Raw genomic sequence first — 18,807 nt, forward strand, 5'->3', positions numbered from 1 at the left:
CGGCGCGCCCTGAGCTGCGCCTTCGTCGTCCCTCGCCGTCCCGGGACGAATCCGGGACGCCCTCGGCCTTGTCCGATTCGGGGCGCCGCCCACAACCTCGAGACACCGGCGAGGTGCCGGCGATGACGGACGAGGGGGACCATCGTGTGGAAGAAACTCACGCGCCGCGGCCTGGCGGTCGCGGCGGCCACCGCCATGATGACGGCGGCGGTGGTGACCGGTAGCGCCACGGCGGGAACGGCAGCGCCCGCCGCGCCGGGTCCGGCCGATCTCGCAGCCGTGGGTGCGGCCCCGGTGGCGGCGCCGGCGGTGAAGGGGGACCGGGCCGCGGGCAAGCGGAGCAGCTCCCTGGCCGCGGTGTACTGGCACTGGTACAACTACAACTCCGGCAAGTGCCTCGGCATCGCCGGGGGCAACATGGCCAACGGCACCAAGGCCGTCCAGTGGACGTGTCTGGACCATCCCGACCAGTTCTGGCTCTCCACGCCACTGGACGACGGCAACTTCTACGAGTTGCGCAATCAGGCCAACAGCAACAAGTGCCTGGGCGTGCCCGGCAGCACGACCGCCAGCGGTGCGCAGCTCGTGATCTGGGACTGCAACGGCCACGCCGACCAGTTCTGGAGCCCGGTCTACAACTCCTCGGCGGGCGCCTACGCGTTCGTCAACTACAACTCCGGCAAGATCATCGGCGTCGGCGGCGGTTCCCTGGCCGACGGCGCGCCCGTGGTCCAGTGGGACTGGCAGGGTCATCCCGATCAGCTCTGGCGCTAGGTCGGCAGGCGACGCCCCGGGCCGGACTCCGGCCCGGGGATGTCCCGTGAGATCGGGGGTCGAGGCAGGTGCCGCCGGGCAGGCGGCCCGTCACGCCCCAGGACGCCGTCCCGCCGTACCCGCCGCCGGGCTATCGGCTACTTCGAGCCGTGCGCGTGCCGGGGCCGCGTTCCCAGCGGTGACGATGTTCAGGACGCGTGGCGCCGCCTCGTCGGGACAGGCTCCTCCCGTCGGCGTCGCGGGTCGGCAGGCTTGTCCTGGCAGGCTTGTCCTGGCAGGCGACGAAGCCTACGACGCGGCTCTCGTCCGCCCTCACGCGAATGAGAGCCGCGTCGTAGGTCAGCGTAGGGAAGAGGGCCGGCTCAGGCGGCGCGGCGAGCGTGGCGCAGCGCCGGGTGCCGGGCCTCCCAGGCCGCCCGAACCCCGCGCGGCAGGTTCAGCTCCGGCCAGACCCGCACGAGCGTCGCCCCGTGGATGTGGTCGCGCAGCTCGTCCACGCGGACCGCCTCCCGCAGCACGTTCTCGTACATCCACAGCAGCATCGTGTGCTCGCCGAGGTCGAAGGTGCGCCGGGGGTTCCACCAGAGGCGCAGCGGCAGTTCGACCAGCCCGTGGGTCGGGCCGGTCAGCTCGCCGAGGGTTCCGGCGACCAGGACGGGCCGGTGCGGGCGCGCCTCGTGGACGACCGGGGCGTCGAGCGCTCGGGTGGACATGGTGACCAGCGTAGACCGCCACCCGCACCGGCGGATAACCCCTAGGTTCCTAGGATGCTTAAGAGGTGGTGCGCCTGCTCACGGCACACAGCAAAACGCCTCAGCCGAGGCGGGTACGCACCACCAACTCGTGCAACGCCTCGACCGCGGCGGGATCGGCGTGCCGCGGCAGCGCCGAGGCGTCCCGCGCCGCCTCGAGCTCCGTACGCAACTCGGCGATGTCCTTCTCCACCACGTCGCGCATCGAGTCGGGACACGCCCCGTGCTCCGCGGACCGCTTCAGCGCGATCAACTCCGGCACGTACGGCAGCGTGCTCAGCACCCCGAGATCCGCGACGACCTCTCCGGTGCGCATGAGGTGGATGCCGGTGTGCAGCACCCGCAGGGTGTAGAGGGCCGGCTTGAGCTCGCCGGTTTTGGCGAACAGCCGTTCCTGCGTCGCCGCGAACCCGAGGTAGTGGTGCGCGTGGTGGCTGGTGATCAGGCCCGGAGCCAGCTCGATCAGCGAGCGGTGCACCGCGGAGGTCGTGACGACCAGCGGCGACAGCAGCTGTTCGAGGACGTAGCCGTTGCGGCTGTTCAGCAGGCGGGCGAACTTCAGCAGGTCGTGGCTGACCACGTCGAGCTCCACGCCGTCGCGCCAGGCGTCGGAGGTGATCGTCTCCGGGCCGGTCCGCAGCCCCACGACCTCGGCGGCCGGCAGGACGTGGCCGGCCCGCAGGTCGAGGTCGCTGTCGACCGAGGCGAAGCCGTAGAGGTGGGCGCCGCTGACGGTCACGAACACCGTGGGATAGGGCAGGACCGCGGCTTCCGCGGCCCAGGCGGGCACGTCGACGGTCATGTCAGACCCCTTTCCCGTACGCCGGCGAGCAGCGCGTCGATTCTGGCCCGGTCGGGTTCGCCCGGCAGGGTGCTGGCGGCCTCGGCGGCGGCCAGGTCGGCTTGCAGGTGGTCGGCCCACGACAGCACGGATTCCCACGGCTCTCCACCGGATTTGATCCGCAGGAGGCGGTCGCGCAGCGGGCGTACGTCGACGAGGACGTCGCCGGTGCGCAGGACGTGGGCACCGGCGAGCAGCAGCCGGATCATGTGCATGGCCTGCTTGTGGTTGATCTCGCCGGTGCGTTCGCGCCGGGCGGCGACGCGTTTGAGCTGGTCGCGGGCGTACGCGCCGTAGGTGTGGGCGACGTGCCGGGAGAGGAACGCGGTGCGGGCGGCGAGCAGCTCCTCGCCGTCGGGGCTGGCGTGTTCGATCAGAGGTGACCAGAGCACTTCGAGCACCGTCGGGTTGGCCTGCAGCGCGAGGGTGCAGAACCGTTCGATCTCCCAGGAGAACTGTTCGTCGCGGGGGCCGTCGAGGTGGGTGGGGGGTTTGTCGAGGCGCCAGAAGGCGCGGGTGGGCGCCGCGTACACGCCGCGGCGGTCGTGGTCGGAGTCCGGGCCGTCGAGCCCGTACGCGCGGGAGCCGACCACGACCGCGAGGATCGTGCCGGGCGGGAAGCCGCCGGTCACAGGTCGAGGACGGTGGCGTCGACGGCGTCGAGCTCGTCCTGGCTGAGCTGCGGGTTGCGCAGGGCCGCGACGTTGGTCTCGAGCTGGCCGACGCTGCTGGCCCCGATGATGAGGCTGGTCATGCGGGGGTCGCGCAGGGCCCAGGCGAGGGCGAGCTGGGCGAGGCTCTGGCCGCGGCGCCGGGCGATGTCGTCGAGGGCGTGGATGCGGCCCATGGTCCGGGAGTCGAGGTCGCTCTCGTCCAGGAAGACGCTGGTGCGGACCCGGGAGTCGTCGGGGATTCCGCGGAGGTAGCGGTCGGTGAGCAAGCCCTGCTGCAGGGGGCTGAAGGCGATGCAGCCGGCGCCGACGCGTTCTAGCGTGTCGAGCAGGTGGTCGCGCTCGATCCAGCGGTTGAGGATCGAGTAGGACGGCTGGTGGATCAGCAGGGGGGTGCCGAGTTCCTGGAGGATGGCGGCGGCCTGGGCGGTCTGCTCGGCGCCGTAGTTGCTGATGCCGACGTAAAGGGCCTTGCCGGCGCGGACGAGGGCGTCGAGGGCCGTCATGGTCTCCTCGAGCGGGGTCTCCGGGTCGGGCCGGTGGTGGTAGAAGATGTCGACGTAGTCGAGGCCGAGCCGTTCGAGCGACTGATCGAGCGACGACACCAGGTATTTGCGCGAGCCCCAGTCGCCGTAGGGGCCGTCCCACATGGTGTAGCCCGCCTTGGTGGAGACAATGATCTCGTCGCGGTGGGCGGCGAGGTCGGCACGCAGGATGCGGCCGAAATTGGACTCGGCGCTGCCGGGCGGGGGCCCGTAGTTGTTCGCGAGGTCGAAATGGGTGACGCCGAGGTCGAAGGCGCGGCGGACGATGGCCTGCTGCCGTTCCAGGGGGCGGCCGTCGCCGAAGTTGTGCCAGAGGCCGAGGCTGATCGCCGGCAGCTTGAGGCCGCTGCGACCGGCGCGGCGGTAGGTCATGGTGTCGTAGCGGTCGTCCGCGGGGGAGTAGGTCACACGCCACAGCCTAGGGACACGTGATCGACATGCGTCCGCTGGTAGGTTGAAGGCAGCCGTACCACCCACGCGGGAGAGATCGCCGGTTCGCCGGTGGCGCCGAAGGGGCAAATCCTCCCCGGAACCTCTCAGGCAAAAGGACCGCGGGGGCAGGCGACTCTGAAGTGCGCTCGTGGGTTCGTCCGACTCGTGGGTATGACAGAGGGGGAGGTTGCCCGTCGACCTCGGAAGCCCCCTGGAGCCGCCATGACGTTCGCCCATCGCCACATCGGTCCCGATGCGGACGCGCAGACCCAGATGCTCAAGGCCATCGGGTACGCATCGCTCGAGGCGCTCATGGATGCCGCGATCCCCGAGGTGATCCGCTGGCACGGCACGCTGGAGCTGCCGGCCGCGGCCTCCGAGGAGGAGACGATCGCGGAGCTGCGCGAGATCGCCGGGCGTAACACGGTGACGACCTCCATGATCGGGCTCGGCTACTACGGCACGTTCACGCCGGCGGTGATCCGGCGCAACGTGCTGGAGAACCCGGCGTGGTACACGGCGTACACGCCGTACCAGCCGGAGATCAGCCAGGGCCGGTTGGAGGCGCTGCTGAACTTCCAGACGATGGTGACGGACCTGACCGGGCTGGCGACGGCGAACGCGTCGATGCTCGACGAGGGCACGGCGGTCGCGGAGGCGATGACGCTGGCGCGCCGCTCGTCGAAGAGCAAGAGCAACGTGTACGCGGTGGACGCCGACACGCTGCCGCAGACTCTCGCCGTGCTGCGGACCCGGGCGGAGCCGCTGGGCATCGAGGTGCGGCTGGTGAACCTGGACGCCGACGCGGCGCTGCCGGCGGAGTACTTCGGCCTGCACCTGCAGTATCCGGGGGCGTCCGGCGCGGTCCGCGACCACGCCGCCCTGGTGGCGGCGGCGCACGAGGCCGGCGCGCTGGTGACGGTGGCGGCGGACCTGCTGGCGTTGACCCTGCTGCGGGCGCCGGGGGAGATCGGGGCGGACATCGCGGCGGGCACGACGCAGCGTTTCGGCGTACCGCTGGGGTTCGGTGGTCCGCACGCGGGCTACCTGGCGGTGCGGTCCGGGCTGGAGCGGTCGCTGCCGGGCCGGCTCGTCGGGGTGTCGCGGGACGCGGACGGGGCGCCGGCCTACCGGCTGGCGTTGCAGACGCGCGAGCAGCACATCCGCCGGGAGCGCGCGACGAGCAACATCTGCACGGCGCAGGTCCTGCTCGCGGTGATGGCGAGCATGTACGCGGTCTACCACGGCCCGGAGGGGCTGCGGGAGATCGCGCGCCGGGTGCACGGGCATGCCCTGGCCCTGGCGGGTGGCCTGGCGGCGGCCGGGGTCGAGGTGGCGCACGCGGCGTTCTTCGACACGGTGACCGCGGTGGTGCCGGGCCGTGCGGCGGCCGTGGTGGCCGCGGCGGCCGGGGCGGGCGTGGATCTGCGCCAGGTCGACAACGACCGGGTGTCGGTGTCGTGCGACGAGACCACCACCGCGGCGCACGTCGAGGCGGTCCTGCGGGCCTTCGGCGCGTCCCCGGCAGCTCCCGCGGAGTGCGGAGCACGGCCGCTGGCGCGTACGAGCGACTTCCTGACGCACCCGGTGTTCCGGTCGCACCACTCGGAGACGGCGATGCTGCGCTACCTGCGCCGGCTGTCGGACCGCGACTACGCGCTGGACCGGGGCATGATCCCGCTGGGATCGTGCACGATGAAGCTGAACGCGACCACCGAGATGGAGCCGGTCACCTGGCCGGAGTTCGCGAACATCCACCCGTACGCGCCGGCGTTGCGCACCGCGGGCTACGAGGCGCTGGTCGCGCAGCTGGAGGCGTGGCTGGCGGAGCTCACCGGCTACGACGCGGTGAGCGTGCAGCCGAACGCCGGTTCGCAGGGTGAGCTGGCGGGCCTGCTGGCGATCCGCGGTTACCACCGGTCGCGGGGCGAGGCGCACCGCGACGTGTGCCTGATCCCGTCGAGCGCGCACGGCACCAACGCGGCGAGCGCGGTGATGGCGGGCATGCGGGTGGTCGTGGTGGCGTGCGACGAGAACGGCAACGTGGACCTGGCCGACCTGGACGCCAAGATCGAGAAGCACCGCGAGGCGCTGGCCGCGATCATGGTGACGTACCCGTCGACCCACGGCGTGTACGAGAAGGGCATCGCGGAGCTGTGCGGCAAGGTGCACGACGCCGGCGGGCAGGTGTACGTCGACGGCGCGAACCTGAACGCACTGGTCGGCTTCGCCCGGCCGGGCAAGTTCGGCGCCGACGTGTCGCACCTGAACCTGCACAAGACGTTCTGCATCCCGCACGGCGGCGGTGGCCCGGGCGTGGGCCCGGTGGCGGTGCGCGCGCACCTGTCCGAGTTCCTGCCGGGTGACCCGCTGGAGCCGGGCGAGCACCACGCGGTGTCCGCCGCGGCGCACGGGTCGGCGGGGATTCTGCCGATCTCGTGGGCGTACCTGCGGATGATGGGCCCGGACGGCCTGGCGCAGGCCACGGCGGTGGCGGTGCTGGCGGCCAACTACGTGGCGGCGCGCCTGCGCGATCACTACCCGGTTCTGTACGCGGGCAACGAGGGCCTGGTGGCGCACGAGTGCATCCTGGACCTGCGCCCGATCACCAAGGCGACGGGCGTGTCGGTGGACGACGTGGCGAAGCGGCTGATCGACTACGGCTTCCACGCGCCGACGATGTCGTTCCCGGTGGCGGGCACGCTGATGGTCGAGCCGACCGAGAGCGAGGACCTGGTCGAGCTGGACCGGTTCTGCGAGGCGATGATCGCGATCAAGGGCGAGATCGACCGGGTGGCGGCGGGCGAGTGGCCGCGCGACGACAACCCGTTGCACCACGCCCCGCACACGGCGGCGGCGGTGTCGGCGGACGAGTGGGAGCACGCGTACCCGCGGTCGCTGGCCGGTTTCCCGCAGGGCGTCGACCGCACGGCGAAGTACTGGCCCCCGGTGCGGCGCATCGACGGCGCGTACGGGGATCGCAATCTGGTGTGTTCGTGTCCCTCGCCGGAGGCGTTCGAGGACTGAGGCCGCCGGGCGGGTCGGCCGATGGTGTGATCGGTCGGCCCGCGGGCGGTGTGCCGGGCGGGGCGCCTGGCCGCGGGGCGGGATGCGTCGCCGTCGTGCGGCGTGCTCTCCCGGAGCGCGGCGTGCCTCTCGGCGTCCGGCGTGCCTTGTCGTCGTGCCCTCGTCGTCGTGCGACGGCGGCCGGCGGGTGCCGGTGGTGCAGGCCGGTATGCGGTCTCGGCCTCGTCGCCGTTACTCTTCCGGCGGTCGTGCCGGCGGCTCGTGCGGGTCGTCGGGTCGACGGCCCGGGCCGTCCGGTGGTGCGGTGCGGACCGTCAGGCGGCGAGGGCGTGACGGGCGGGGCCGCGGTGCGGTTCGATCTGGCTGCCGTCGGGCAGCAGTTCGCCGGTGTCCTCGAAGAGGATGACGCCGTTGCAGAGCAGGCTCCAACCCTGCTCGGGGAAGGTGGCCACGACCCGGGCCGCCTCGCGGTCCACGGCCTCGGCGGAAGGACAGGTGGTTTGGTGCTGGCACATCGGAGGTCTCCGGTCAGGGGGGTTGTGTTGTGTTGTGCTTCACATCAACGGTGGCGAACACTACTCCCATCGGAACGAGTCCGGGTGGACCGAGTGACGGCGCCCCATTGAGCGAATCCACTGTTGAGATGGTCCACGGGAAGCGTGGATACGACCACTGTGCGACAGTCACGCCAGCTGTTCCACCGGGTTCTCCGGCCTCCTGCCAGCGCCGTCACGGTCCGTCATCGGTGTTCGAGTGGTTCCTGGGTGACGGTGGTGACCCTGCAGAGCTTGTTACAGCGTGGCTCGCGGACAACGGACTACCGGTGCGAGACCTCCTACGAACGGCTAACGAAAACCACCCGAACGGCGTCGGCACGATCTGCGGATCATCACTGTACGTGTCGGCTGCGGCCGGATCGGTGATGGCCGGCGGCGCCGTCGGGCGACCGACACCGGTTCCCGGAATCCCTGACGTGGCAGCGGTTCTCTACCGCCACACCGACGCCGGGGAGGAGCGGGAGAGCGGTGTCTCCGAGCGCCTGATCCGTAACGGTGCGTCAGGCCCGGAAGGGTGGTCGCTGGGCCCCTGGACGGACAGCTGGACCCGTCAAGATCACGCCGAGGCGGTCGAGAAGGTCCGCGCCGCGATCCGGCGGGGGGACGTCTATCAGGTCAACGTCGTGGGCCACGCCAGCGCTCCGTACACGGGAGATCCCGGCCCTTCCCTACAGCGGGTGACGAAACTGTCCGGAGCCCGATACGGCGGCGTCCTGGCGGGGCGCGACTGGGCCATCGCCACGGCGTCCCCGGAGACCCTCGTCGAGGTCCGCGCCGGCCGCGTCGTCACCCGGCCGATCAAGGGCACCCGGCCGGCGACCGCGGCCGGCCGCCGCGAGCTGCTCGCCTCCGCCAAGGAACGCGCCGAGCACGTCATGATCGTCGACCTGGAGCGCAACGACCTGTCGCGCCTGCCCGGCGTCGGGCCGGTACGGGTGGACGAGCTGTTCGCCGTACGCCGCTGGTCCGGCCTGTGGCAGGCCGAGTCGCAGGTGTCCGCGCCCATCCAGGGCTCCCTGGGCCTGGCCGAGCTGCTGCGCGCGGTGTGCCCCGGCGGCTCGGTGACGGGCGCGCCCAAGCTCGCCGCGCTCGACCTCATCGCCGAGATCGAGCCGGTCGGGCGCGGCGTCGCGATGGGCGCCCTCGGCTGGGTCGGCACCGACCACGTCGACCTCGGCCTGACCATCCGCACGGCGGCGGTCACCGACGGCCGGGTGCACCTGTGGGCCGGCGGCGGCATCACCTGGGACAGCGACCCGGCCGCCGAGGTCGACGAGGCCGCGGCGAAGGCCGCACCCCTGCGGGCCGCCCTCCTCGGCGACTGACCCCGCCTCGGTAGGTTGGGTGCCATGACTGTGCGCCCCATCCGGCTGTTCGGCGACCCCGTCCTGCGTACGGCGGCGGAGCCCGTGACCGATTTCGACGACGAGCTGCGCCGGCTCGTGGCGGACCTGGAGGACACCGTCCGGGAGCCGGGCCGCGCCGGGGTCGCGGCGCCGCAGATCGGTGTGAGCCTGCGCGTGTTCTCGTACAACGTGGGCGGGCAGGTCGGTCACCTGGTGAACCCGGTGCTCTCCGGCTTCGAGGGCGAGCAGGACGACGAGGAGGCCTGCCTGTCCCTGCCGGGGATGGGCTTCGCGACGCCGCGGGCCTTCGCGGTCACGGCGACCGGCTTCGACGCGTACGGGCGGGCGCTGACGATCGCGGGTACCGGCTTCCTGGCGCGGGCCCTGCAGCACGAGACGGACCATCTCGACGGGCGGCTCTACATCGACACGCTGACCGGCGAAACCCGCCGGCAGGCGCTGCGAGAGCTGCGCCGGACCCGCCCGATGCCGGCATGACCCCCGCCGAGCCGTCTCCTGCCGGTCCGTCTTCGCCCGGGTCCTCCTCCCCGAGCCGGTCCTCGCCGGCCTCGGGCGAGCCGGGTCCCGGCCCCGCAGGGCCGGGTCCTGGTCACCCGGGCCAGGGCGCGGCGGCCGGAGTGTCGGACGCGACGCGGCTGGCGGCGGCGTCGCTGGCGGCCGGCGACCCGACCGGCTGGTTCGAGCGGCTCTACGCCGAGGCCGGCGCCGGCACCGCCCAGGTGCCGTGGGACGTGCCCGAGCCCAGCCGTTACCTCGCCGGATGGGTGCGCCGCGGCGACGTCACCGGCGGTGGCCGCGAGGCGCTGGTGGTCGGGTGCGGGCTCGGCCGCGACGCCGAGTTCCTGGCCGGCCTCGGCTTCGCCGTGACCGCTTTCGACATCTCCGGCACGGCCGTGCGCACGGCACGGGAACGCCACCCGTCCTCGTCCGTCGAGTACGTCGTCGCGAATCTGCTCGACCCGCCGCCGCAGTGGCACGGCCGCTTCGACCTCGTGGTCGAGAGCAACAACGTGCAGGCGCTGCCCGGCCCGGAACGCGCCCGGGCGATCGCCAACGTCGGCCCGATGGTCGCACCCGGCGGGACGCTGCTGGTCATCGCGGTGGCGGAGCAGGGTGAGCGGCAGGGTCCGCCGTGGCCGCTGACGCGGGCCGAGATCGACGCGTTCGCCGGGCCGTCGCTGACGCCGGTGGCCGTGGAGCACCTGCGCGATCCGGACGACCCGCTGGTCGCCCGGTGGCGGGTGGAGTTCCGAGCCGCCGACTGACCAGGCCGGGATGGGCGGAGTCCAGGACGGCCGACTGACCAGGCGGGCAGGCGGAGCTGCGAACCGCGGCCGGACCAGGCCGGGGAGCCGGAGGTCAGAGCCGCCCGATGATCTCCGCCAGGTCGGGCGGGTCCAGCCCGGGGAGCCCGGCCAGGTCTCCGAGGGCCACCCACGCGTGCCCGGCCAGCTGCTCCTGCTCGTCCGGGAGCAGCCCGTCGCGGCCCAGCGCCGGCCGGGCGGTGCCGAACCGGGCCAGGAAGAACCGTTCCGGGCCGGTGAACCGCCGGCCCTTCCAGACGAAGTCGCGTTCCACCGCCACGGACCGGTCGAGCACCGCCGCCGGGTCCAGGCCGGTCTCCTCGGCGAGTTCACGGCGGGCGGCCTGCAGATGGTCCTCGCCCGGGTCGAGGCCGCCGCCGGGCGGTTCCCAGACGTCGTGGCCGTCGACCGGGTCGCGCCAGTGCATGAGCAGCACCCGGCCGTCGGCGTCGAGGCAGACGATCCGGGCGGCGGGCCGGTGGGTGGCGTCCATCAGAGGATGATGAACGACGGCGGCGGGTGGCGCAGGAAGTCGTGGTGCGAGATGTCCCACCCGTACGCGCCGGTGCGGCCGAACACCAGGACGTCGCCGACGCGCAGCCGAGTGACGTGCCGGTCGCGGGCGAGCACGTCGCGGGGGGTGCACAGCTCGCCGACGGCGTCGACCTGCGTGTCGCGTACCTCCGGGCGGGGCCAGTCGTACGGCCACCGGTCGCGGGGCAGCACGGTGAAGGGGTGGCTGTAGCCCCAGGCGGCGGGCAGCCGGAAATGATGGGTGCCCCCACGCAGCACCGCGAACCACCGGCCGTGGGTGCGCTTGAGGTCGAGGACCTCCGCGGCGTACCAGCCGGCGTCGGCCGCGAGGATGCGGCCCGGCTCCACGATCAGCTCCACGCCCGGCGGCACGTCGAGGCCGGCGCCGACCGATGCAAGGTCGACGGTGGTGTCGCCCCGGTGGTCCACGCCGAGACCACCGCCGGCGTTCACGATGCGCAGTGCGAGCCCGTGTCGCGCGGCGGCCGCCTGCGACCAGCTCAGCGCGTCGGCGAGGAACCGGGCGTGGGCGCCGCCGTCGAGGTTGTTGGACACCGCGTGCAGGTGGAAGCCGAGCACGTCGACGTTGCCGTGCGGCAAGGCGAGGACCTCGCCCACCTGCGCCTCGTCGACGCCGAACGGGGTCGGTGCCCCGGTCATCGCGTGGCTGCCGGGCAGGGCGGCTGCGGCGCGGTTCACCCGTACACATGCGGGCACGACGACCCCTGCGGCCCGGGCCAGGCGATCCAGCCGGAGCAGCTCCTGGCCGCTCTCCACGTTGACCTGCGCGCCCGCGGCGATCGCCGCGGCCAGCTCGGCGTCGGTCTTGGCCGGGCCGCCGAACACGAGGCGGCGGGCGTCCGCCGCCAGGGCCAGCCCCAGTTCGCCGCCGGAGGCGACCTCCAGGCCGTCGCAGGTGTCCGCGAGGGTACGGACGACCGCGGGGTGACCGTTGGCCTTCACCGCGTACAGCAGCGTCACCCCGGGCAGGGCGGCTCGCACGGCGGCGGCCCGCTCGCGCAGCGCCTGCCGCTGGTAGACGTACGCGCACACCGGCGACGGCAGGTCGCCCAGCGCGGCCAGAACCGGCTCAGGCGGGCGCATGCAGGGGATTCTCCACCGGCACGTACTCGTCGCCGGCGCCGGTCAGCCGCATCCGCACCAGTGCCTTGTGCGGGACGAGCGGGGCGGTGAACGCGGCGTGGTCGTCGCGCCCGGCGTCGCCCAGGGCGTCGTACGTCTCGTCCACGACCGCTCGGACGGTGCGCCACGCCGCGTCCTCGGGCAGGCCGTGCGACTCGCCGAGGCGCAGCACGAGCTCGCCGAGGTGGGCCTGGAACGCGGTGTAGCCGATCTTGGCGCGCAGTACGGCCTCGTCGGCGGTGGCCACGACCGAGCCGGGCCACAGCGTCACGTCGTGCCCGGCGGCCGCGAGCCGGCCGGGGTGGATCCGCAGGCCCGCGAAGTCGCGTACGGCCAGCCGGTGCGGCACGCCGTCCACGAAGGTCGGCAGGCAGTTCTGCAGGTGCGCCTCCAGGGCCACGCCGCGTACGGTCAGCCGCAGCAGGGGTGGCAGCAGCAGGCGGGCGTACGCGTCCAGGAAGGCCCCGGCGGCCGCCGCGTCGTCACGCCGCCCGGTGCTCGCGGCGAAGGCCGCCACCAGGCCGGCGGCGAGGAACGGTAGCGCGCCACCCGCGACGGCCCGTTCGCCGGGACCGAGCCGGCCGGCGAGCCCGTCGCGCAGGACGGCCGACATGTCCCGGCCGGGCCCGACGGGTACGGCGGCACCGGCGGTCTCCGCCATGAGCAGCAGCCGGCCGGCGTCGGGGTCCTCGGCGGCGAGGCGGTGCAGCAGCGCGGACACGACCGGCCCGTTGCGGGTGCTGGCCACCGAGATCCCGCGCCGCGTCGAGGTGACCTGGATGTCGAGGGAGAGCTTGAGGTAGCGGCGGGCCCCGTCGGCGGTGACCGGCAGCAGCACGGTACGCAGCGCGGCCGTCGGCGTCGCGTGCAGCTCGGCGTCGAGGATCCGCACGGCGCCGGCGGCGATCAGCTCCCGGTGGCGCAGCGCCACGACGGCGTCGCGCTGCCAGGCGTGCACGGGTTGCAGCCGGAACCCGGGTGGCGCCGCGGGCAGCCCCGGGTACGCCGTGCCGAGGGCGGCACCGAGGTCGTCGCCGAGGTGCACGTCGTCGCGGACGGCGAGGAAGCCGACCCGGGTCTGCCCGGCCTCCAGGTCGTGGGCGAGGACGTCGACGGTGTCCCAGCCCAGCCGGGTCCGTCCGCAGGGGTGCAGGTTGTGCCCGGCCACCGCCAGCCGCTCCCCGGCCACGGCGTCCGCGTCCGGGTCCCCGCCGCGGCGGGGCGGGCGATCCTGCCGGGCCATGGCGAGGGCGAGGTTCACCACGGCGTTGCGCAGTTCCGCGGCGAAGCCGGTCGTGTTGCCGGGCAGGCCGTCCGGGAGGAGGCGCGCCGGATCGTCGGCGCCGGCATGCGCGTACTCGACCCGGTGGAAGCCGTGCACGTGATCGTCCGGCGCCGGGGTGGTGAGCCCTTCGCGGACCAGGGCCGCGCGCAGCCGGCGTCCCACGACGTCGGCGGCCACCGGCAGCGCCGCGGTGAACGGGTCGAGCAGGTGCGGGGCGTGCATCGCCAGCGAGGCTCCCGCGTCGGCGGCGGTGACGGCGAGCCGGCGTGCGGTCAGGGCGGGTGTCATGGTTGCCCCAGGGGGTTGTCGACGGCGGTCCAGATGTCGTCGAGCGGGTCGGCGGCGAGGCGCATCGCCGTGGTGGCCTTGACCGGCAGCGGCTCGGCGAGCAGGGCCTTCGCGTCGCTCGTCCCGGCCGAGGCCACCGCCGCGGCGGCCGTCGCCCACAGCTTGGCCGGGTCCGCGCCGTCGCGCTCCAGCACGGCCACGAGCTGCCCGGTCACGGTGCCGACGGCCGCGGCGAGCTTGGTGCGCAGCACCTGCGGGTCGTCGGTGGGCAGGTCGCCGGTCAGCGGCGGCGGGTCGATGCCGGCGGCGCGCAGCCGGGCCGGGCTGACGCGGACGCCGCCGAGGTCGCGGTAGACGATGCGGACGGGCCGGCCGCCGTCGAGCACCACCAGGGTGTTCTGGCCGTGGGCCTCCAGCGCGACGCCGCGGCCGAGGATTGCCAGCAGCGGCGGGAACAGCAGGTGGGTCAGGTCGTGCCACCACGCGTACGGGTCGGTCGCGGCGTGCAGCAGCAGGGGGCGTCCGTCGTACGGGTCGGCGGCGGCGAGCGCGGCCAGGGGTACGACGGTCTCGCCGGGCCGCACCGCGGGGGCTTGTCGGTGCAGGTGGGCGAGGTGGCGGTCGGGGCGGCCGTCGACGAGGACCGCGCCGGGGGCGTACTCCGCGGGCACGGTCAGCGGCAGTCCCGCGGTGAGGGCGTGCAGCAGGGCGGACAGCCGGGGTCCGTTCTGGAGGGCGGCGGGGGAGACGGTCCGCACGGCGGAGGTCATCTGTACGCCGACAGCCGTCTTGACGTGCCCGGTGGCGGTCGCGACGGTACGCAGCGACATCAGCGGGCGTACCGGGCCGGTCTCGCCGTCCGGGGTGAGCCACGGGTGGCGCTCGCGCAGCCGCGGGGCCTGCCAGGGGTGGGCGAGCAGCACCGGCGGCCCGTCGCCGTACCAGCGGTCCGGGGGCACCCGCAGCCGCTGTAGGTGCAGGGTGGGGCGGTGTTCCGGCCCGTACGCGAGCACGTCGGCGACGTCCATCCCGCCCCGGGTCCGGCAGCAGGGATGCAGCGGGTGGCCGTCCAGGACGAGTTGCTCGAGGGTGGCCAGGCCGGGACCGGTGTCCAGGATCGGCCGCGCGGTGGCCGGCGGCGGGTCCGCGTACGCCAGGGCCAGGTTGGCGACGCTGCCGGCGATCTCGTCGCGGAACGTCTCGGGCCAGCCCAGGCGGCGTACCAGAAGGGCCGGGTCCGTGATCTCCTCCATGCCGAGGCGGCAGCCGAGTCCGGCCGGGGGAGCGGCGTAGGGCAGCGCGGCGGCGGGGTCGAAGGTGAGCATCCGGCCACCGGTGATCGTGATCCGGCCGGGAGCCCGTGCGGCCACGCCGGGCAGGGGCTCGCGGGTGAGGGCGCCGAGGAGCCGGGCGAGGATCTCGGCCCGCGCTCGCGGGAGCGCCCGGTCGTAGGGCCCGGTCAGCTCCGGCCGCAGACGTTCCACCTCGGTACGGATCCGCACGGCGCCCATTGTCCGGCACCGGGCCGGCCACACCGCACCGGCCCGGCCATCAACATCCTAGGACGCTCTACAGGGTGTGCGCCCCGTCGCAGGCCGCACACGAAGATCAAACCCAAAGAGGAATTTCATCGACCCCTCAGAAGAGAATTCCGGCTTCCTTCGCCGGGTCCAGGCCGACCGGCGGACGGTCGGGGCGATGCGGTGCAGTGCCGCCGATGCTCTGCAGCCAGGCCCAGGTGTCGGCGACGGTCTCGCGCACCGGGCGGGCCCGCAGGCCGGCGGCGATCGCCCGGCTCACGTCGCCGCCGTGCATGAAGGAGTGGTCGTATCCCGGCGCGAGCCAGATCGGCAGCTCCGTCCACTGTGCGATGCCGGCGGCGAGGATCGCGTCGGGCTCGGTCCACCGCAGCTCGGCGCGGCCGCCGGTGATCTCGGTGGCGGTCTCCAGCAGCTCGCCCATGGTGGTGTGGCCGGGTTCGCTGACCACGTTGTACGCGCCGGTGCGGCCGGCGGCGGCCGCGTCGAGCACGAAGGCCGCCAGGTCGCGGGCGTCGATGTACTGCAGGGGCAGGTCGCGGGGGCCGGGGGCGAGGGTGGGGCCGCCCTTCGCCAGCCGGTTCAGCCACCAGGGCAGGCGGCCGACGTCCTCGTGCGGGCCGAGGATGAGCCCGGCGCGGGCCAGCAGGACGGGGCCGTGGAAGGACTGCGTGGCGGCGAGCTCACCACCGCGTTTGGCGGCGGCGTACTCGACGTCGTCGCCGGCGTCGGGGGAGGCGTCGACGACGGGGGCGTCCTCGGTGAGGGGTACGGGGCCGCCGTCGGCGTAGACACTGCGGCTGGAGACGTACGTGTAGTGGCCGGCGCGGCCGGTCAGGGCTTTGGCGGCGTCGCGGACGGCGTGCGGCGCGGCGGACCAGGTGTCGACGACGGCGTCCCAGGTGCCGTGGTCGAGGGCGGTGAGGCCGCCGGGTGCGGTGCGGTCGCCGACGAGGGCGGTGACGCCGGCGGGTTCAGGGCGGTGGCCTCGGTTGAGGACGGTGATGTGGTGGCCGCGGGTGCGAGCCTCGTCGACGACGGCGCGGCCGACGAATCCGGTTCCTCCGAGTACGAGCAGTCTCATGCGAGCGACGATGCCTTTTGTCGTACGCGGGGTGGAAGATGCTATCGCTGTCGGCGGAAACGAGGTGTGACGTGGCGTTGCGGGTGGATCTGACGTTCGACTGCGTGCGGGCGAAGGTGCTGGCGGAGTTCTGGAAGCTGGCGCTGGGTTACGAGGACGAGCCGCCGCCGGCGCCGTTCGCGACGCGGGAGGAGTGGGTGGCGTCGTTCGGGGATCTGGAGGACGACGGCGGGGACGGCGCGTGGTTGCGGGATCCGTCGGGGGTGGGTCCGCGGCTGGTGTTCCTGGAGGTGCCGGAGCCGAAGGTGGCGAAGAACCGGCTGCACATCGACGTGCGGGTGGGCCGGTCGGCGGGGCAGTGGGCGGTGATCTCGGCGAAGGTGGCGCAGCTGGTGTCGGCCGGTGGGCGGGTGGTGGCGACGTTCGAGGGGCATCACGTGGTGATGGCCGATCCGGAGGGCAACGAGTTCTGCGTGGCGGCCTGACGGGGTCCGAGGGGTAGCTGCGCGGCGGTGTGCCAGGGGCCGCCGGGTTCGGGGGTGCCGTGGATGAGGTGGACGGTGTCGATGTCGGCGGTGATGGGCAGGTGGGTGGCGGCTTCGGCGGCGGCGGCGCGCAGGGTGGCGGGCGGGTGGTCGTGGCCGATGGTGAGGTGCGGCACGACGTCGGGGTGTGCTCCTCCGTAGGGCTGGGCTTGCGGGAATCGCGCGGTGATGGCGTGGGTGAGGGTGGCGAAGGGTTCGGCGGGTGCGGGGGCGAGCCAGGCGACGGTGTCGGCGAACCAGTCGACGTGGGTGAGGGTGCAGGTGAAGCGGGGCACGGTGGCGACGAGGTCCCGCAGGGTGTCGAGGACGGCGGCGGTGATGCGGGGTGGTGGCAGGAACGGGTAGAGGATCGTGATGTGGGCGGGCACGCCCCAGCTCGCGGCGCGGTCCAGGTGGTGGCGGTGGTGGCGGACGGCGGGTTCGGCGGGTGGGACCGGGACGATGAGGGCGGTGTGGGTGGGCGTCATGGTGGCGACTGTGGGGTGCTGACGCCCGGGGTGTCCAGCGGTTTCGGTCTATGAATAGTCGAATTCGACTGTTAGAGTTCGACCATGCCGCGGCGTGCGCTCGACAATCCGCTGGTCCTGGCGATTCTGGGGCTGCTTCTGGAACGGCCGATGCACCCGTACGAGGTGCTGGCCGACCTGCGGCGGCGCAGTGAGTATCAGGCTGCCGCGATCACCCGGGGCTCGGTCTACGACATCGTGTCGGCGCTGGCCGCGGCCGGGTGGGTCAGTGAGGTGGCGCGGCATCGGGCGGGTAACCGTCCGGAGCGGACGGTCTACGACCTGACGGCGGCCGGGCGTGCGGAACTGGTCCGGCGCCTCGACGATCAGATCCGGCATCCGCAGCGGGAGTTCACTCCGTTTCTGGGTGCCGTCGCCTATCTGGGGGCGCTGGGTCCGGACGGTGCGGTGGATGCGCTGACGGAGCGGGCGCGACGGCTGGGTGAGCGGACCGCGGCGGACGAGCGTCGCCTGGCGGAGGTGCTCGCGGACGGTGTGCCGCGGCTGTACGTCATCGAGGCGGAGTATGCGCTGGGCGTGGCCCGTGCGGAGCTGGCGTGGATCGACGCGGTGCTGGCGGACATCCGCGGTGGTGTGCTGGCGTGGCCGGAGGTGAAGTGACGTGCTGTTCGGGATCTATCCGGGTGGCGCTTCCGGCGGCGACGCGGGTGCGCTGTGCGTCGGCCCGCCGGATGTGGCGGAGCAGGTGACCGCGGCGCTGGCCGATCTGCAGGGCTCTGCGGGGCGCCCGTTCCTGGTCCGGGCGTATCTGGGCTTCCGGGATCCGGGTCCGGACCGGCAGGCGTATCCGGCCGTCGTGCCGGCCGATCCGGCCCGTTACGCCGTGGACGGCCGCCGCCTGGACATCGTCGCGCAGTATCAGTCCGCTTCCGGCGACGTCGCCGGCTATTGCCGCTTCCTGCGGGAGGTGGTCGCCGGGTACGGGGCGGTCACCGATCGGATCCAGGTCGCCGAGGAACCGAACGTGACCGGCAACCCGGTGCTGGACGGCTTCTATCCGAGGGTCGGCGACGCGGTCATCGCCGGGGTGTCGGCGGTCAAGCAGCATGCCCGCGAGCTGGGCCACCACCATCTGAAGGTCGGCTTCAACACGACGCCGCTGTTCGGGCCGGCGGCCTCGTTCGTGGCGGATCTGACCGGCCGGGGTGGTCCGCGCTTCGCCGGTGACCTCGACTACGTGGGGCTGGACTTCTTCCCGGACGTCTTCCAGCCGGTCGCCGCGCCGGATCTGGCCGGGGGTGTGGAGTGGCTGCTGCGCCGGCATCGCGGTGAGGTGCTGGAGGCGGCCGGGCTGGGTCGGCTGCCGCTGCGGATCACCGAGCACGGCTGGCCCACCGGCCCCGGGCGCTCTCCCGTCCGCCAGGCGGAGGTGGTCGACACGGTCGTGCGTACCGTGGCCGGGCTCGCCGGCGAATTGCTGATCGACGGGTATTCGCATTTCGCGCTCCGCGACGCCGACAGCACGCGGGCGGATCTGTTCCACCTGTTCGGACTCACCGCCGACGACTACACCCGTAAGCCGGCTTTCGACGTGTACCGGAGCCTGATCGCCGAGTGGGCCCGGTAACCCGGTGCGGCCGTCCCGATCGGTGC

General features: G+C 73.5%; 19 protein-coding genes and 1 riboswitch. Of the genes, 8 read left to right on the forward strand and 11 right to left on the reverse strand.

Annotated features, from left to right (window positions below):
- Window positions 1-144 precede the first annotated feature (144 nt).
- Window positions 145-774 (forward strand): RICIN domain-containing protein, encoded by a 630-nt coding sequence (locus ACIBO8_RS28355; protein WP_396118385.1) that lies wholly within the window; start codon window positions 145-147, stop codon window positions 772-774.
- 362 nt (window positions 775-1,136) lie between these two features.
- Here the strand turns inward: ACIBO8_RS28355 and ACIBO8_RS28360 are convergent, their stop codons facing one another.
- From ACIBO8_RS28360 to mgrA, 4 genes are all read right to left on the reverse strand, one after another.
- Window positions 1,137-1,487: a hypothetical protein gene (locus tag ACIBO8_RS28360; RefSeq protein WP_396118386.1), complete on the reverse strand. Its 351-nt coding sequence runs from the start codon at window positions 1,485-1,487 to the stop codon at window positions 1,137-1,139.
- 100 nt (window positions 1,488-1,587) lie between these two features.
- Window positions 1,588-2,328, reverse strand: a complete 741-nt coding sequence (locus tag ACIBO8_RS28365; RefSeq protein WP_396118387.1) for a DNA polymerase beta superfamily protein — start codon at window positions 2,326-2,328, stop codon at window positions 1,588-1,590.
- Entirely contained in the window at window positions 2,325-2,999 is a 675-nt protein-coding gene (locus ACIBO8_RS28370; RefSeq protein WP_396118388.1) for a DNA polymerase beta superfamily protein, read from the reverse strand. The genes ACIBO8_RS28365 and ACIBO8_RS28370 overlap by 4 nt, the downstream gene beginning before the upstream one ends.
- On the reverse strand, window positions 2,996-3,991 hold the full coding sequence (mgrA, locus tag ACIBO8_RS28375; protein ID WP_396118389.1) for an L-glyceraldehyde 3-phosphate reductase: 996 nt from the start codon (window positions 3,989-3,991) through the stop codon (window positions 2,996-2,998). Before mgrA ends, ACIBO8_RS28370 begins: the two co-directional genes overlap by 4 nt.
- 60 nt (window positions 3,992-4,051) lie before the next feature.
- Window positions 4,052-4,145: riboswitch (glycine riboswitch) on the forward strand.
- A gap of 92 nt (window positions 4,146-4,237) precedes the next feature.
- Here mgrA and gcvP point away from each other — a divergent pair.
- Window positions 4,238-7,042 carry an aminomethyl-transferring glycine dehydrogenase gene (gene gcvP, locus ACIBO8_RS28380; protein ID WP_396118390.1) on the forward strand — a complete coding sequence of 935 codons (2,805 nt, stop codon included), beginning with the start codon at window positions 4,238-4,240 and terminating at the stop codon, window positions 7,040-7,042.
- Window positions 7,043-7,356: 314 nt separating this feature from the next.
- Here gcvP and ACIBO8_RS28385 read toward each other — a convergent pair whose 3' ends face one another.
- Window positions 7,357-7,557 (reverse strand): DUF5999 family protein, encoded by a 201-nt coding sequence (locus tag ACIBO8_RS28385; protein ID WP_366152083.1) that lies wholly within the window; start codon window positions 7,555-7,557, stop codon window positions 7,357-7,359.
- 128 nt (window positions 7,558-7,685) lie between these two features.
- Here ACIBO8_RS28385 and ACIBO8_RS28390 point away from each other — a divergent pair, with 128 nt between their 5' ends.
- The 3 genes from ACIBO8_RS28390 to ACIBO8_RS28400 all read left to right on the forward strand — a co-directional run bounded on the left by ACIBO8_RS28390 (window position 7,686) and on the right by ACIBO8_RS28400 (window position 10,231).
- Entirely contained in the window at window positions 7,686-8,924 is a 1,239-nt protein-coding gene (locus ACIBO8_RS28390; protein WP_396118392.1) for a chorismate-binding protein, read from the forward strand.
- 24 nt (window positions 8,925-8,948) lie between these two features.
- Window positions 8,949-9,443, forward strand: a complete 495-nt coding sequence (locus ACIBO8_RS28395; RefSeq protein WP_396118393.1) for a peptide deformylase — start codon at window positions 8,949-8,951, stop codon at window positions 9,441-9,443.
- Between the two features lie 140 nt (window positions 9,444-9,583).
- Window positions 9,584-10,231 (forward strand): class I SAM-dependent methyltransferase, encoded by a 648-nt coding sequence (locus tag ACIBO8_RS28400; protein WP_396118394.1) that lies wholly within the window; start codon window positions 9,584-9,586, stop codon window positions 10,229-10,231.
- A 94-nt stretch (window positions 10,232-10,325) separates the two neighbouring features.
- Here ACIBO8_RS28400 and ACIBO8_RS28405 read toward each other — a convergent pair whose 3' ends face one another.
- The 5 genes from ACIBO8_RS28405 to ACIBO8_RS28425 all read right to left on the reverse strand — a co-directional run bounded on the left by ACIBO8_RS28405 (window position 10,326) and on the right by ACIBO8_RS28425 (window position 16,142).
- Window positions 10,326-10,763 carry an NUDIX hydrolase gene (locus ACIBO8_RS28405; RefSeq protein WP_396118395.1) on the reverse strand — a complete coding sequence of 146 codons (438 nt, stop codon included), beginning with the start codon at window positions 10,761-10,763 and terminating at the stop codon, window positions 10,326-10,328.
- The gene (locus ACIBO8_RS28410; RefSeq protein WP_396118396.1) at window positions 10,763-11,908 is read right to left on the reverse strand and encodes an alanine racemase; all 1,146 of its coding nucleotides are present in this window, start codon (window positions 11,906-11,908) and stop codon (window positions 10,763-10,765) included. The genes ACIBO8_RS28405 and ACIBO8_RS28410 overlap by 1 nt, the downstream gene beginning before the upstream one ends.
- Entirely contained in the window at window positions 11,895-13,520 is a 1,626-nt protein-coding gene (locus ACIBO8_RS28415; RefSeq protein WP_396118397.1) for an IucA/IucC family protein, read from the reverse strand. Before ACIBO8_RS28415 ends, ACIBO8_RS28410 begins: the two co-directional genes overlap by 14 nt.
- Window positions 13,517-15,031 (reverse strand): IucA/IucC family protein, encoded by a 1,515-nt coding sequence (locus ACIBO8_RS28420; RefSeq protein WP_396118398.1) that lies wholly within the window; start codon window positions 15,029-15,031, stop codon window positions 13,517-13,519. The genes ACIBO8_RS28415 and ACIBO8_RS28420 overlap by 4 nt, the downstream gene beginning before the upstream one ends.
- A 127-nt stretch (window positions 15,032-15,158) precedes the next feature.
- Complete coding sequence (locus tag ACIBO8_RS28425) at window positions 15,159-16,142, reverse strand: NAD-dependent epimerase/dehydratase family protein (protein WP_396118399.1); 984 nt, start codon at window positions 16,140-16,142, stop codon at window positions 15,159-15,161.
- A gap of 71 nt (window positions 16,143-16,213) precedes the next feature.
- On the opposite strand from ACIBO8_RS28425, the gene ACIBO8_RS28430 reads away from it, so the two are divergent.
- Window positions 16,214-16,627 (forward strand): VOC family protein, encoded by a 414-nt coding sequence (locus ACIBO8_RS28430; RefSeq protein ID WP_396118400.1) that lies wholly within the window; start codon window positions 16,214-16,216, stop codon window positions 16,625-16,627.
- Here the strand turns inward: ACIBO8_RS28430 and ACIBO8_RS28435 are convergent.
- Window positions 16,576-17,154 (reverse strand): 2'-5' RNA ligase family protein, encoded by a 579-nt coding sequence (locus ACIBO8_RS28435; protein ID WP_396118401.1) that lies wholly within the window; start codon window positions 17,152-17,154, stop codon window positions 16,576-16,578. The genes ACIBO8_RS28430 and ACIBO8_RS28435 overlap by 52 nt on opposite strands.
- Window positions 17,155-17,238: 84 nt before the next feature.
- On the opposite strand from ACIBO8_RS28435, the gene ACIBO8_RS28440 reads away from it, so the two are divergent.
- Window positions 17,239-17,814, forward strand: a complete 576-nt coding sequence (locus tag ACIBO8_RS28440) for a PadR family transcriptional regulator (protein ID WP_396118402.1) — start codon at window positions 17,239-17,241, stop codon at window positions 17,812-17,814.
- 1 nt (window position 17,815) lies between these two features.
- Window positions 17,816-18,781, forward strand: a complete 966-nt coding sequence (locus ACIBO8_RS28445) for a hypothetical protein (protein ID WP_396118403.1) — start codon at window positions 17,816-17,818, stop codon at window positions 18,779-18,781.
- Window positions 18,782-18,807: the final 26 nt, after the last annotated feature.

Source organism: Actinoplanes sp. NPDC049681 (assembly GCF_044465265.1).
GTDB lineage: Bacteria > Actinomycetota > Actinomycetes > Mycobacteriales > Micromonosporaceae > Actinoplanes.

What these genes read in the sequence shown, in the direction of transcription:
- ACIBO8_RS28360 (WP_396118386.1), bottom strand. Translation starts at nt 1,487, where the DNA reads ATGTCCACCCGAGCGCTCGACGCCCCGGTCGTCCACGAGGCGCGCCCG.
- ACIBO8_RS28365 (WP_396118387.1), bottom strand. Translation starts at nt 2,328, where the DNA reads ATGACCGTCGACGTGCCCGCCTGGGCCGCGGAAGCCGCGGTCCTGCCC.
- gcvP (WP_396118390.1), top strand. Translation starts at nt 4,238, where the DNA reads ATGACGTTCGCCCATCGCCACATCGGTCCCGATGCGGACGCGCAGACC.
- ACIBO8_RS28385 (WP_366152083.1), bottom strand. Translation starts at nt 7,557, where the DNA reads ATGTGCCAGCACCAAACCACCTGTCCTTCCGCCGAGGCCGTGGACCGC.
- ACIBO8_RS28390 (WP_396118392.1), top strand. Translation starts at nt 7,686, where the DNA reads ATGGTCCACGGGAAGCGTGGATACGACCACTGTGCGACAGTCACGCCA.
- ACIBO8_RS28395 (WP_396118393.1), top strand. Translation starts at nt 8,949, where the DNA reads ATGACTGTGCGCCCCATCCGGCTGTTCGGCGACCCCGTCCTGCGTACG.
- ACIBO8_RS28405 (WP_396118395.1), bottom strand. Translation starts at nt 10,763, where the DNA reads ATGGACGCCACCCACCGGCCCGCCGCCCGGATCGTCTGCCTCGACGCC.
- ACIBO8_RS28410 (WP_396118396.1), bottom strand. Translation starts at nt 11,908, where the DNA reads ATGCGCCCGCCTGAGCCGGTTCTGGCCGCGCTGGGCGACCTGCCGTCG.
- ACIBO8_RS28415 (WP_396118397.1), bottom strand. Translation starts at nt 13,520, where the DNA reads ATGACACCCGCCCTGACCGCACGCCGGCTCGCCGTCACCGCCGCCGAC.
- ACIBO8_RS28420 (WP_396118398.1), bottom strand. Translation starts at nt 15,031, where the DNA reads ATGGGCGCCGTGCGGATCCGTACCGAGGTGGAACGTCTGCGGCCGGAG.
- ACIBO8_RS28425 (WP_396118399.1), bottom strand. Translation starts at nt 16,142, where the DNA reads ATGAGACTGCTCGTACTCGGAGGAACCGGATTCGTCGGCCGCGCCGTC.
- ACIBO8_RS28435 (WP_396118401.1), bottom strand. Translation starts at nt 17,154, where the DNA reads ATGACGCCCACCCACACCGCCCTCATCGTCCCGGTCCCACCCGCCGAA.
- ACIBO8_RS28440 (WP_396118402.1), top strand. Translation starts at nt 17,239, where the DNA reads ATGCCGCGGCGTGCGCTCGACAATCCGCTGGTCCTGGCGATTCTGGGG.